This is a genomic window from Haliea sp., assembly GCF_040222615.1.
Lineage (GTDB): Bacteria > Pseudomonadota > Gammaproteobacteria > Pseudomonadales > Halieaceae > Haliea.
Genome location: NZ_JAVKCQ010000111.1, coordinates 1 through 12,616, shown reverse-complemented (window position 1 = coordinate 12,616; position 12,616 = coordinate 1). Strand labels below are relative to the sequence as shown.

General features: G+C 64.4%; 13 protein-coding genes. 3 read left to right on the top strand and 10 right to left on the bottom strand.

Annotated elements, in window-relative coordinates:
- Nucleotides 1–65: 65 nt before the first annotated feature.
- From RJQ10_RS09175 to RJQ10_RS09150, 6 genes are all read right to left on the bottom strand, one after another.
- Complete coding sequence (locus RJQ10_RS09175; RefSeq protein WP_350145822.1) at nucleotides 66–1,103, bottom strand: PilW family protein; 1,038 nt, start codon at nucleotides 1,101–1,103, stop codon at nucleotides 66–68.
- The gene (gene pilV / locus RJQ10_RS09170; protein ID WP_350145820.1) at nucleotides 1,082–1,729 is read right to left on the bottom strand and encodes a type IV pilus modification protein PilV; all 648 of its coding nucleotides are present in this window, start codon (nucleotides 1,727–1,729) and stop codon (nucleotides 1,082–1,084) included. Before pilV ends, RJQ10_RS09175 begins: the two co-directional genes overlap by 22 nt.
- Complete coding sequence (locus tag RJQ10_RS09165; protein WP_350145818.1) at nucleotides 1,713–2,300, bottom strand: GspH/FimT family pseudopilin; 588 nt, start codon at nucleotides 2,298–2,300, stop codon at nucleotides 1,713–1,715. Before RJQ10_RS09165 ends, pilV begins: the two co-directional genes overlap by 17 nt.
- Before the next feature lie 106 nt (nucleotides 2,301–2,406).
- Nucleotides 2,407–3,036 carry a response regulator transcription factor gene (locus RJQ10_RS09160; protein ID WP_350145816.1) on the bottom strand — a complete coding sequence of 210 codons (630 nt, stop codon included), beginning with the start codon at nucleotides 3,034–3,036 and terminating at the stop codon, nucleotides 2,407–2,409.
- Nucleotides 3,036–4,442 carry an HlyD family type I secretion periplasmic adaptor subunit gene (locus RJQ10_RS09155; protein WP_350145814.1) on the bottom strand — a complete coding sequence of 469 codons (1,407 nt, stop codon included), beginning with the start codon at nucleotides 4,440–4,442 and terminating at the stop codon, nucleotides 3,036–3,038. The genes RJQ10_RS09160 and RJQ10_RS09155 overlap by 1 nt, the downstream gene beginning before the upstream one ends.
- The gene (locus RJQ10_RS09150) at nucleotides 4,439–6,565 is read right to left on the bottom strand and encodes a type I secretion system permease/ATPase (RefSeq protein ID WP_350145812.1); all 2,127 of its coding nucleotides are present in this window, start codon (nucleotides 6,563–6,565) and stop codon (nucleotides 4,439–4,441) included. Before RJQ10_RS09150 ends, RJQ10_RS09155 begins: the two co-directional genes overlap by 4 nt.
- A 239-nt stretch (nucleotides 6,566–6,804) precedes the next feature.
- Between RJQ10_RS09150 and RJQ10_RS09145 the strand changes: the two genes are divergently transcribed.
- Entirely contained in the window at nucleotides 6,805–7,023 is a 219-nt protein-coding gene (locus RJQ10_RS09145; RefSeq protein WP_350145810.1) for a hypothetical protein, read from the top strand.
- Nucleotides 7,024–7,025: 2 nt separating this feature from the next.
- Here the strand turns inward: RJQ10_RS09145 and kbl are convergent, their stop codons facing one another.
- The 4 genes from kbl to RJQ10_RS09125 form a co-directional block, all read right to left on the bottom strand.
- The gene (gene kbl, locus RJQ10_RS09140; RefSeq protein ID WP_350145808.1) at nucleotides 7,026–8,216 is read right to left on the bottom strand and encodes a glycine C-acetyltransferase; all 1,191 of its coding nucleotides are present in this window, start codon (nucleotides 8,214–8,216) and stop codon (nucleotides 7,026–7,028) included.
- Nucleotides 8,209–9,255 (bottom strand): COX15/CtaA family protein, encoded by a 1,047-nt coding sequence (locus RJQ10_RS09135; RefSeq protein WP_350145806.1) that lies wholly within the window; start codon nucleotides 9,253–9,255, stop codon nucleotides 8,209–8,211. Before RJQ10_RS09135 ends, kbl begins: the two co-directional genes overlap by 8 nt.
- Before the next feature lie 109 nt (nucleotides 9,256–9,364).
- Nucleotides 9,365–10,021, bottom strand: coding sequence for a CoA transferase subunit B (locus tag RJQ10_RS09130; protein WP_350145804.1), 657 nt, complete (start codon nucleotides 10,019–10,021; stop codon nucleotides 9,365–9,367).
- A 13-nt stretch (nucleotides 10,022–10,034) separates the two neighbouring features.
- Nucleotides 10,035–10,736 carry a CoA transferase subunit A gene (locus RJQ10_RS09125; RefSeq protein ID WP_350145802.1) on the bottom strand — a complete coding sequence of 234 codons (702 nt, stop codon included), beginning with the start codon at nucleotides 10,734–10,736 and terminating at the stop codon, nucleotides 10,035–10,037.
- Between the two features lie 152 nt (nucleotides 10,737–10,888).
- Here RJQ10_RS09125 and RJQ10_RS09120 point away from each other — a divergent pair, with 152 nt between their 5' ends.
- Both RJQ10_RS09120 and RJQ10_RS09115 read left to right on the top strand, forming a co-directional pair.
- A complete protein-coding gene (locus RJQ10_RS09120) occupies nucleotides 10,889–11,821 on the top strand; it encodes a LysR family transcriptional regulator (protein WP_350145800.1) in 933 nt (310 codons plus the stop codon).
- 91 nt (nucleotides 11,822–11,912) lie between these two features.
- A partial coding sequence (locus RJQ10_RS09115; RefSeq protein WP_350145798.1) for an ABC-F family ATP-binding cassette domain-containing protein occupies nucleotides 11,913–12,616 on the top strand: 704 nt, incomplete at its 3' end.

The window sequence follows — 12,616 nt, the reverse complement described above, 5'->3', positions numbered from 1 at the left end:
CAGGAAGAGCAGTGACACCACCAGGGCAATACCCTGCTGCCGTTGTACCGAGACCGCGCGCATGATCAGGCCCCTCCCCGCAATACCAGTTTGGGATTGCGCAGGCTTATCGCGCTGTGGACCAGCAGGCGCCGGGCCCGGCGGGTCGTTTCATCATAGTTTGCGTCAGTGGCGGGCGTGATCACGAGATCTCCAAGCTGGTAAGCCTTTTCATCACGATAGTCGGTATCGGTGGTCGCACTTCGCAGCAGCAGGAATACCTCCACCGCCGCCACCCGGTCCCAGTCCGCGACGCCACCCATATTGACCCAGCGGTTGACTTCACGCGTGGCCGGATTGGCGAGCCCGAACATGACCCGAAAGTTTTCAACCCCCTCGACCAGATCTTCGGGCGGCTCGTCCATGGCCAGCGCAGCGCCGTTCCAGGTGAGTTCACGGCGACTGAGGGTCGGCACCTCGGCGTCCCGCACGTAATAGACATAGACGCGGTAGGGCCAGGCCTCCGCCAGCGCGAACTCGCCGCCGGGCGCCACATCCGGCGGGGTATCGGCGCCGTCCAGGATCAAGCCCGCTTCGCTGTTGGCGATGATATAGATGTCCTGGTCCGACAGCGCCGTGGGAAAATCGATAACCCCGTCGGGGATGTCGGTTGCGTCATTCGGGTCACTGTCGCGCAGGGGCCGGGGCAGGGCCTGCTTGACTACCAGCACGTCGGTATTCGGCAGCGCATCGGTTACGCAGCCGTAGGCATCGCCATCCACGTCGGCACTGGTGGCGACCAGAAACCGCCCCGTGTCGAGGGCGGCGGCATCACCGGTACAGTCACTCACGATCCCGGCCAGTCCGCCATCGGGACGGACGTCGCGGGGATTGGCCGCGCCAAAGAAACCGGCATGGCGCAGCGAGTCGTTGAGTATCTGCAGGGCGAAGCGACCGTTCTCGGACAGCGCGGCGACCTGCTCTACCTCTGTGTAGGAACGCTTGGAAGCCAGATAGACGGAAACGGCACCACCGATAAGAATAATGCCAAGCACCATCGCCACCATGAACTCGATCAGCGAGAACCCGCCAGTGCGGGTTTTCAGCAGGGGGTGACGTTGCATATCTCGTCCTCATCAATCACATAGCTGCTGACAATCACCTGCCGCCGGAAGGGATCGGAGCCGGACACCGCACCGCCGCAGGCAATTTCCCCCACGGCGACCGCATCGGTGCTCTCGCTGAGACCGCGCCACTGGATAATGACGTTCATGGTCCCGGTGCGGTCCTTGTTCGGGTCCGCCTCGAACACCGTACAGCCGCGCGGATCGATCAGGCCCGCCGTATTGGCGGTCACGGCGTCCTCAGTGATGGTGACAGCGGCACCATCGAGGGTCTGTTCCCAGCGCCACAGATCGTATGCCGCCAGGGCCTCGGGAGTGCAGACAGCGGCGGCGCAGTCGGTATCCGGGGCTTCTTCAAAGGTGCCGCCACCGACGGGGGCATCGTCCGCCACAACGTAGAACTCAAGACCGGCGGGATTGACCCGGATGCGCTCCAGCAAGTCGTTCCCCAGGGTGACCGCACGGCTGCGCTGCACAGCCTGGTGCTGGGCGCTCTTGGAAAGCGCCTGCAGACTGACAATGCCCAGCAGGCCGATGGAGAGGATGACAAACGCCGCCAGCGCCTCGATCAGCGTCACACCCCGTTGGCGGCCGCGCAGGCCGATCCTTCTAGTCACAACTGACATTGCCATTCCTGTCGTTGACGATACCGTCATCATCCGTATCCTGGGCCGAATTGACCGCGCCAATCGGCAGCAGCACAAGGGCCCGGGCCCGGAGGTCACCGCGGTCATCACAGAAGGTGATGGTACCGGCGGTGCCGCGGGCCGCGCCCGTGGCGTCGAAGTCCACAACCGCTCCTGCGCCGTGGGTTGCGATCACCCCCGTCACTGCCCCGCGCTCCCAGAGCAACGGCGCCTGATCAGCGTCCGCCTCGTCCGGGGCACCGCCGCCCCCGGCGTTGACAAAGGCCATATAGCCCTCTGCCCAGGCATCGGCGGCACCGTCGCAGGCCGTGCCATTGCTGGTGGCGCAGACCCGAACCGGGGCACGCCGCGCAATCGCCTCGGAGCGCGCCGTATGCAGAGCCGCACGCAGGCCGTTGACACTGCTGATCATGCGGTTGTCCCGGATCAGATCAGTGAACCCGGGAGCAACCAGAGTCAGCGTCACAGCCAGCACGGCCAGCACCACCAGCATCTCTACCAGGGTAAACCCGTGGCAGGTGCTGCTCCTCCAGACACCACTTCGAATCAAAACGCACCTCGCGCATTAAAACCTGATAGCGACACTAACCCGGCCCCGGGCGCCACCGCAAAGCCGACTCGATAAACGGTCGACGAGGGCGACGAGCGGCCCCGGTTCACGGTTCCAGCCCCGCGCCGGCGGCTCGCATCGCCAGCGCCAGTTGCACCCGGTCGCGCACCCCGAGCTTGGCGAAGACCGCCGACAGGTGCGCCTTGACCGTGCGGCCGGTGATACCCAGCGCGGCGGCAATCTCGCTGTTGCTGGCACCCTGCGCCACCTGCGCCGCCACCTCCCGCTCCCGCGCGGTCAATGCCGCCAGGTCCGGCACCGCTGCGGCGGATTCCGCGGGGGCGGTGCGCAGGGACAGCGCCAGCAAGCGCTGCACCAGGCCCGGCGGCATCCACAGGCCCCCGTGCCCCACCACCAGGGCGATCTCGCGCAGCTGCTCGGGGGCGGCTTCGAGGTGGCAGTAAGCCGAGGCGCCGGCTTTCAGTGCCTGGAATGCCTCGGCCTCTGCCGGAGTGCCGGACATCACCACCACCCGGTTGCCGGCTGCCAGCGCCGCGGCCAGAGGAGCGCGCAGGGAGTCGAGGCTATCCGGGCACGCGAGCCAGACCAGACTGTTCCCGGGCAACTGACGCACACACTGCTCGCTCCGGGCCAGGGCAATCACCGCCGCCTGCGGGAACGCCACTTTCCAGCGCCGCCGCAGCGCGCCCTCCCGGCTTGCAAACAGGTGCTTCATCAACGCTCCGTCATGGCGTACTGCTTGGCCCGGAGGACCGGCTTCATCAGGTACGCAAGAATGGTTTTTTTGCCGGTCAGGATGTCCACCTGCACCGTCATCCCGGGCATGATCGGCATGTCATCGCCAAATCCGGCCTCCCTGGTGCGCACGTGCACCTCGTAGTAGGGGTTACCCTCGTCATCCATGATCGTATCGGCACCAATTTGCTCAACCACGCCCTCGAGCCCGCCGTAGACCACAAAGTCATAGGCAGTCAGTTTGACCAGTGCCTCCTGGCCGGGAATGAGGAAGGCAATATCCTTGGGCCTGATACGCACCTCCACCAGAAGCGTGTCATCCAGCGGCACAACCTCGACAATTTCCTTGCCCGGCAGGACCACGCCACCGATGGTGTTGTGATAGAGGCGCTTGATCGTGCCCTTGACCGGTGACCGCACCTCGGTCTGTCGCACCCGGTCACTCAGGCCCAACCCCGCCTCCCGCAGGCCGTTCATGCGGGCGATGGTGTCGGTGAGTTCCTCCCGGACCTTGTTTTCGTACTCGACTTCCACTTCGCTCAGGCGGCGCTGCGCCTCCTGGATAGCGGACTCAAGGCGTTTCAGCTGCGCCCGGGACTGCTCGAACTCGCCGCTGAGCTGGTTCACCTCGCGCTCCAGGCGCAGGATTTCCACCTGGGAAACCGCGCCGGAGGCCACCATAGGCCGGGTAACGCCCAGCTCCTGCCGGCTCAGGTCCAGGGAGCGGGAAAGCTGGCGTGAGCGGGCATTTACTTCCTCCAGTTCCTGCTGACGCTGCTCCAACTGCTCCTCGGCAATCTGCCGCTGCAGGTTGAGCTGGGCGCGGCTGGACTCGTAGAGAGCCTGTTCCTGCACCACGATCTCCGGCACCTGCTGTCGCCACTCGGCGGCAACGACAAATTCTGTGCGCGCGAGGTTGGCGCTCAAGCGCGCCGTGCGCACGGACAGGGCCTGGAACTCGGCCTGGTTCTCCCGCAGGTTGGACTCGGATCGGGTCTGGTCAAGGCGCACCAACAGCTGTCCCGCCTCGACGATATCGCCGGCCCGGGCGTTGATCTCGGTGACCACGCCGCCATCCTGGGACTGCACCACCTGGATCTGGCGCGAGGGAATGACCTTGCCCTCACCGCGGGTGACCTCATCGATCTCGGCGAAGGCGGCCCAGGCCACCAGGGCGACGACTATCACGGCTACGATATAGAGCAGTGCGCGGGCCCGCAGGGGCTGCTGCTCCATATAGGCGCGGTGCGCGTCCTGCTCCCAGCTGCGGGGGGCATCTGCGGCATCCTTGAGCCAGGGCGCAAAGATGAAGTCCGCCAGATAACGCTTGCGCGGGGCCTCCAGGGACTGGTCTTCGGGGGGTGTTGACGGCGCTTCCCGACTCATTTCGCAGCCCCTATCTTGCCCTGCTGGAGGGCCTGGATCACGCTGTCCCGCGGCCCGTCGGCGACCAGCCTGCCGTTGTCTATGACGATGATCCGGTCCACCATCTCCAACAGCGAATTGCGGTGGGTGACCACCACCCAGGTGCGGCCCTGAATATAGTCCGTGAGCTGCTGCTTGACCGCGACTTCCGTGGAATGATCCATGGATCCGGTGGGTTCATCCATCAGCAGGATCGGCGGGTCGTGCACCACCGCCCGGGCCAGCGCCACGCATTTGCGCTGGCCACCCGAAAGCGAGTCACCGCGCTCGCTGACCTGCATATCGAAGCCCTTGGGATGCCGGTTGATGTAATCGGAAAGATTGGCTATTTCCGCCGCCCGCACCAGCGCCGCATCGCTGACATTGGCGTGGGACAGGGCGATGTTGTCGCGCAGGCTGCCGTAGAACAGGGTCACGTCCTGGGGCACATAACCGACCCGGGACCGCAGCTCACTGGGATCGAGCTGGCGCAGATCGATACCGTCGATCATGATTGCGCCGGCGGTCGGCTGGTACAGGCCCATGGCCAGCTTCTGCAGCGTGGACTTGCCCGAACCGACCCGCCCCAGGATGGCCACCCGCTCCCCGGGCTTGATCCGGAAAGACACGTTGTTCAGGGAATTCATCTCTGCTCCGGGGTAGGCGAAGGAAACTCCACGGAACTCGATGTCGCCCTGGAAGATTTCCCGGGACAGGAACTGAGCCCCCTCCGGACGCTCCATGGGCTTGGCCATCACCTCTTCCAGGGAGGAGAGGGAGATGCGGGCGTTGTGCCAGGAAGTGATCAGCCCCGCCACCTGCCCGAAAGGCGCCATGGCCCGGCCGCTGAGCATAGTACAGGCGATCAGGCCGCCCATGCTCAACTCGCCCGCGGTGATCAGGTAAACGCCGGTGATAATCACGAACATGGTGACCATCTGGTTGGTCCACTGGGTCACATTGATCGTGGAGTTGGAGACCAGCCGCAGCTGCACGCCGACGTGAGCGAGGAACGCCGTGGCCTCCTCCCACTTGCGCTGCATCCGGGACTCGGCACCCATGGCTTTGATGGTGTCGATTCCGACCAGGCTTTCGATCAGGGTGGCGTTGCGCTGGGCGCTGGCACGGTAGGTGGTTTCCGAAAGTTCCCGCAGCTTGCCCTGGGTAGCCAGCGCGTATCCCAGTACCAGCAACAGGCCGATCAGCAGGGGAACCAGAACCGGCCAGGCTATCCAGGCTATCACCGCGATAAAGATAACCGCAAAGGGCACGTCGACCAGGGTGGTGATCGAGGCCGAGGTGATGAAATCGCGCACCGTTTCAAAGGAACGGAGATTGACCGCGTAGGAGCCCACCGACAGCGCGCGGTGCTCCAGCCGCGAGCCCAGCACCCTCTCCATGATCTGCCCCGACAGGCGCATGTCCACCCGGCGGCTGGCAAGATCGAGAAAATATCCGCGCATGGTACGCAGGACGATGTCGGCGCCGAGGATGATGATCACCCCCGCTGCCAGCATCCACAGGGTCTCCACTGCGTAATTCGGCACCACGCGGTCGTAGACATTCATGGTGAACAGGGGCAGTGCCAAAGCGAAGATATTGATAAAGAATGCCGCCAGCAGCACGTCCCGGTAGACCGGCATATTGGCGCGTATAGCGTCCCAGAACCAGTGACCGCGACCGGTGTTCCCGGTGCGGGGAGTGCGCTGGTCGAAGCGGAAGCGGGGGCGACAAACGATGACCTGGCCACTCTCCTGACTCAACAGCTTTGCGGCGGGCAGCTCCACCGCCGCCTCGTTCAGGCTGGAGAAAATCACGGTGGCGGTGGCGCCGTCCTCGCTCCAGCCCACCAGCAGGCAGGCGCGATCATTCTTCAGCAGCACCACCGCCGGCAGCAGCGCGGGCTCCACGTCGCGGGCGCTGCGCGGCAGAATGCGACTGACCAGTCCAACCCTGCTGGCGGCGCGCTCGAACAGGGCCGGAGTCAGGCATCCATTTTCCAGCGGCAGCCCCCCGACCAGAGCCTCGCCGGTGGATGCGTTGCCGTGATAACGGCACAGCGCCAGCAGGCTCTGTAGCAGCGTGTCTTCGGAACTGGCAGTCATTTCAGGCAGTTACCCCTACTGGCCCAATCTTGGGCGAATGTTTACAAATATTGTCTAAGATACTGAATATCGTAGATTTTCAATGTAGGAGGAGCATAAGCCTGCGGAGGGTATTTACCAAGTGACACACATCACAAAGCCGTAATAAATGTTATGTTGGAGCACTCCACGGCTACGCAAAGCCTGGAAAATCAGCCAGACTGGTATTGAGCGCCCCAATCGGCAGAGGAGATATCTTCATGTCTGATAAGCATTCCCCGTTTGAAGCCCGGGACCTGTCGCCCCCCGTGTACAAGGACCGCAAGGGTGAAACACACTACACCGGGCCGGAGCGGCGCCGGGGCCACCGCCGGCGAAACGAGGAGCGTCGCGGCGCGGTGCGTTTCGATATCAAGCAACCGGAACGCCGCGACCAGGCTGGACGCCGGGAAGAAGACAAGGCGCCGAAATTCTGGTGACCCTAGGCGCGCCCCACTTCAGCCCGGGCGCGCCCAAAGGCCTCCAGCGCAAAATCAATGTCGGCATCGCTGAGTGCCGCCGACATCTGGGTGCGGATTCGCGCCCTGCCCTTGGGCACCACCGGAAAGGAAAATGCCACGACATAGACGCCCTGGGCCAGCATGGCTTCCGCGAAGCGCGCTGCGAGTCCCGCATCGTGCAGCATAACCGGAACAATCGGGTGCTCACCGGGCAGCAGCTCGAAGCCCTGCGCCTCCAGACCTGAGCGGAAACGCGCCGTATTGTGCGCCAGTCGCTGGCGCAAAGCGGGTTCGGCGCCCACCAGCTCCACGGCCTTGATCGCACCCGCCACCACCGGCGGCGCCACGGTATTGGAGAACAGGTAGGGACGTGAACGCTGTCGCAGCAAGTCGACAATTTCCTGTCGTGCCGCGGTGTAGCCGCCGCTGGCACCGCCGAGCGCCTTGCCCAGGGTACCGGTGATGATGTCGACGCGGTCCATGCAGCCGCGCAGTTCATGCGTGCCACGGCCGCCGCTGCCCACGAACCCCGTGGCGTGACAGTCATCGAAGTGCACCAGCGCATCGTAGCGCTGCGCCAGAGCGCAGATTTCGTCCAGGCGGGCGATATACCCGTCCATCGAGAACACGCCGTCGGTGGTGATCAGCTTGAACCGTGCCCCGGCGGCGTCCGCTGCCTGCAGCTGGGCTTCGAGGTCGGCCATGTCACTGTTGCGATAGCGAAAGCGCTTTGCCTTGCAGAGGCGAATACCGTCGATGATGCTGGCGTGGTTGAGCTCATCCGAAATGACCGCGTCCTGCTCCCCCAGCAGGGTTTCAAACAGGCCGCCGTTGGCATCGAAGCAGGAGGGGTAGAGGATGGTATCCTCGGTGCCCAGGAAGGCGGACAGCGTGGACTCCAGCTCCTTGTGCAAGGTCTGGGTGCCGCAGATAAAGCGCACCGATGCCATGCCGTAGCCCCAGTCATGCAGGCCCTGCGCCGCCGCGGCATTGACCTGGGGATGCTGGGCCAGACCCAGGTAGTTGTTGGCGCAGAGGTTCAGCACTTCCCCTTCGCGCACCCCCACATGCGCGCCCTGGGGAGTGGTGATCAGGCGTTCGTGTTTGTACAGCCCGGCGGATTCGATCTCCGCCAGCTGGCCCGCCAGGTGTTCCTGGAATCGTTCATACATGCGCTTCCCCCCTCTGTAATACGTGTGCCGCATACAGCATCGCCGACAGCAGCAGCACCGCGCCGCCCTGGTGCGCCGCCGCCAGGCTCACCGGAACGTGCAGCAGCAGCGTGCTGATTCCCAACATGACCTGGACCCACAGGGCCAGCACCAGCAACACCGCCGCCACCCGGGCACGCTGCCCGAGGCCGGAGCGCCAGAGGCGAAAGGCAAAGATGTGCACCAGGGCAAAGAGAACATAGGCGAAGATCCGGTGGTTGAACTGGATCGCAGTGATATCCTCGAAGGCGTCCAGCCAGGCCGGCTCCCCCGAGTACAGCCCCGGCGGAATGAAACTGGTACCCATCAGGGGCCAGGTGCTGTAGGCAAAACCCGCCTTGGTGCCCGCCACCAGTCCGCCCGAGAGAATCATCAGGAACACCAGCACGACCAGGAGCAGCCCCCAGGGGGCCAGTGGATGTGCCACTGCGCCGCGCGGGTGACGCCCCGAGAGCAGGTCGAGGATCAGCCACAGCATGCAGGCATAAATAATGACCGCCAGGCCCAGGTGCGCCGTCAGCCGGTACTGGCTCACATGCGGCACATCGACCAGCCCGCTCTTCACCATGAACCAGCCGAGAAAACCCTGGCAGCCGCCAAGTATGAACAGCCCCCAGAGCTTGGGCATCATTCCCGCCCGGACCCGACCGCGCAGGGCGAAGTAGAGCATGGGGAAAAAGAACAGCACGCCGATCAACCGACCCAGCACCCGGTGCAGGTACTCGTACATGAAGATCACCTTGAACGCGTCCATGGACATGCCGCGATTTATCTGCAGGTACTCGGGGGACTGCCGGTACTTGTCCAGGGCCTCCTGCCAGGCCGCGTCGGACAGCGGCGGGACTATGCCCATAATGGGCTGCCATTCGGTTATCGACAGCCCGGAATTGGTCAGGCGGGTGACGCCGCCGAGCAGGATCATGCCGAAGATCACCGCCGCGCAAAGAATCAGCCAGGCGGCGATCTGGCGGTCGTAGTCAGCTTGTCGAAAAAGCACCATCGCGTTGCCTCGGCCCGCAGTCTCCAGAGGCCGGCAATGATAACCGAAATGGGCGCCGGGTGGCGGATGTTAGCGGGCGGAACCTGGCCCAAACCTGCTCAAACCGCACCTAGAAGGTCATTTCCGGCACCGTCTCGGGCACCACCAGCTCCCCCGCCGTCAGGCGTACGATGTCGTCCACGCTCACCCCGGGCGCCCGCTCCCGCAGCCAGAACCTGCCGTCGGCAACCTCCAGGTAGGCGAGGTCGGTGACCACCCGCTTGATGCAGGCCACGCCGGTCAGCGGCAGTGTGCAGCGCTCCAGCAGCTTGGACTCACCGTGCTTGGAGGCGTGGGTCATGGTGACAATGATATTGTCGGCTCCAGCCACGAGATCCATGGCACCGCCCATGCCCTTGACCAGCTTGCCGGGCACCATGTAGGAGGCGATATTGCCCGCCACATCCACCTCGAACGCACCCAGCACCGTCAGGTCCACGTGCCCCCCGCGGATCATGGCAAAGGACTCGGCGGAGGAGAAAATCGAGGCTCCGCTAATCGCCGTGACCGTCTGCTTGCCGGCGTTGATCATGTCCGGATCCAGCTCCGCCTCGGTGGGAAACGGGCCCATCCCAAGCAGGCCATTTTCCGACTGCAGCATCACTTCGATACCCGGCGGGACGTAGTTCGCCACCAGGGTGGGAATACCGATACCGAGATTGACGTAAAAGCCGTCCTGCAGCTCGCGGGCGACGCGCTGCGCCATTTGTTCGCGGGATAGTGCCATCTGCTGTGCTCCCTCAACCTGCGCGCACGGTGCGCTGTTCAATGCGTTTCTCGAAGCTGCCCTGGATCAGGCGGTTGACATAGATCCCGGGGGTATGGATCTGGCTGGGCTCCAGCTCACCGGGCTCCACCAGCTGCTCCACTTCAGCGACAGTTATCTTGCCTGCAGTAGCCGCTTCCGGGTTGAAGTTCATTGCCGTGTGACGGTAGACCAGGTTGCCGTAGCGGTCGCCCTTCCAGGCCTTGACGATCGCGAAATCGCCGACGACGGACTCCTCCAGGATATAGTGGCGACCGTTGAACTCGCGTACCTCCTTGCCTTCGCCCACCGGGGTACCGTAGCCGGTGGCAGTGAAGAATGCCGGTATGCCGGCACCTCCCGCACGCATTTTTTCCGCCAGGGTGCCCTGCGGTGTCAGCTCCACTTCCAGCTCACCCGCCAGCAGCTGCTCCATGAACAGCTTGTTCTCCCCCACGTAGGACGAGACCATCTTGCGAATCTGCCGGTCCTCCAGCAGGACACCCAGCCCGAAGCCGTCGACGCCACAGTTGTTGGAAACGAAAGTGAGGTCGCGGGTGCCCTTGCGCTTGATCTCGGCAATCAGGTTTTCCGGGATGCCGCAGAGCCCGAAGCCGCCGGCAATAACCGTCATCCCGTCCTCCAGGCCCGCCAGCGCCTCCGCGTAACTGCCCACCACCTTGTCGAATCCGGCCATCGTGATTCCTCTCTTGTCAGCTGCCGTTGCCCATCCCACTGCCAGTGTGGCCGACAATGCGAGCGCCAGCTTCCTACAGAGCGTTATATTTAACAAATATAATTATTTTACAAATTATTCTATTATGTTTATCAATAATCGCGGGATCCTTTATGGACATCACCATCAAGCAACTCCGGGCCTTTGTCGCCGTGGCGCGCAGCCGCAGCTTTGCCGAAGCCTGCGGCGTGCTGAACCTGTCCCAGCCCGCCCTGAGCGTGACCATTCGCAATCTGGAGGAGGCCGTGGGCGGCCGCCTGCTCGCCCGCACCACCCGCACCCTGGCGCTGACGCCCGAGGGCAGCCAGTTTCTGCCTGTGGCCCAGCGCCTGCTGGCGGACTGGAGTGCCGCCCTCGAGGATCTGCACGACACCTTCGCCCTGCGCCGGGGCAGGCTTGCCATCGCCTCCATGCCCTCCTTCGCCAGCACCACGCTGCCGGACCTGCTGCAGCGCTTTCGCCAGTTGCACCCGGAGATCAACATCACCGTCCACGATGTCATCGCCGAAGATGTGGTCGCCATGGTGCGCAGCGGGCGGGTGGAGGCGGGGATTGCCTTCGACCCCGGCATGGCGGAGGATCTTCAGTTCACGCCGCTGTTCAGCGACCGTTTCGTCGCGGCCCTGCCCGCCGGTCACCCACTGCTGCGCCGCCGGCAACTGCGCTGGAGCGCGCTCGGCGAGGAGCCCTTTATTGCCCTGCAGCACCCCTCCAGTATCCGTTCACTGCTGGAGCAGTCGCTGGCGGCCAGCGGCATAAGCCTGCGGATTGAAGTGGAAACCAACCATCTTGTCACCATCGGGCGCATGGTGGCATCGGGCCTCGGGGTCAGCGCGATGCCCACCCTGTGCAGGCAGCAATTGCGTGAACTGGGAGTTCACACCCGCCCCCTGCTGGCACCGGTCATCGAGCGCCGGGTAGGCATCGTCACCCGCCGCCGCTACCCCTTGTCAGGACCCGCCAGCGCGCTGGTCAGTATTCTCCGCGATCACTATGCCGGCGAGCAGCTGGAACAAGCGTCCAGCGCCCGGGAGCTGGAGATTTAGCGAAATTCGACCACCACAATGGGAGACCTGCCCCCCCTCCCCTTTGCTACAATGCGCGACCTGACCACCCTCCCGCCAACGAAGTCATGCCATGCCCCTGCTACGTCTAGAATCCCTGCAACTGCACTACGGCACCCAGGTGCTGCTCGACCACGTGGACCTGACCATCCGCCGCGGCGAGCGCTGGGGCCTGCTCGGCCGCAATGGCACCGGCAAGACCACGCTGCTGCGAATCCTCGCCGGGGAACAGCAGCCGGATGCGGGTGAGCGCTGGCTGCGCCCGGGTGTGCGTATTGCACGCCTGCAGCAGACCCTGCCCGACGCCGACGACAGCAGCGTCTACGACGTGGTCGCCGAGGGCCTGGCGGAGGCCGGCAAGCTGCTGGCGGAATACCACCACCTGCTGCAGGATGCGGACATCGACTTCGACCGCCTGGCAAAGGTGCAGCAACAACTCGAGGCCGCTGACGGCTGGACCCTGCAGCAACGGGTCGAAACTACCATCACCCAGCTGCAGCTGCCCCAGGACGCGAAAATGGGTGAGCTCTCCGGTGGCTGGCGCCGGCGGGTGGCACTGGCCCAGGCGCTGGTTGCGGACCCCGACATCCTGCTGCTGGACGAGCCCACCAACCACCTGTACATTCCCGCGATCCAGTGGCTGGAAACCCAGCTGCAGCAGTTTCGCGGCGCGATAGTGCTGATCACCCACGACCGCCGCTTCCTGCAGAACGTGGCTACCAGCATCGCGGAACTGGATCGCGGCCACCTGACCACCTGGCAGGGCAGCTACCAGGG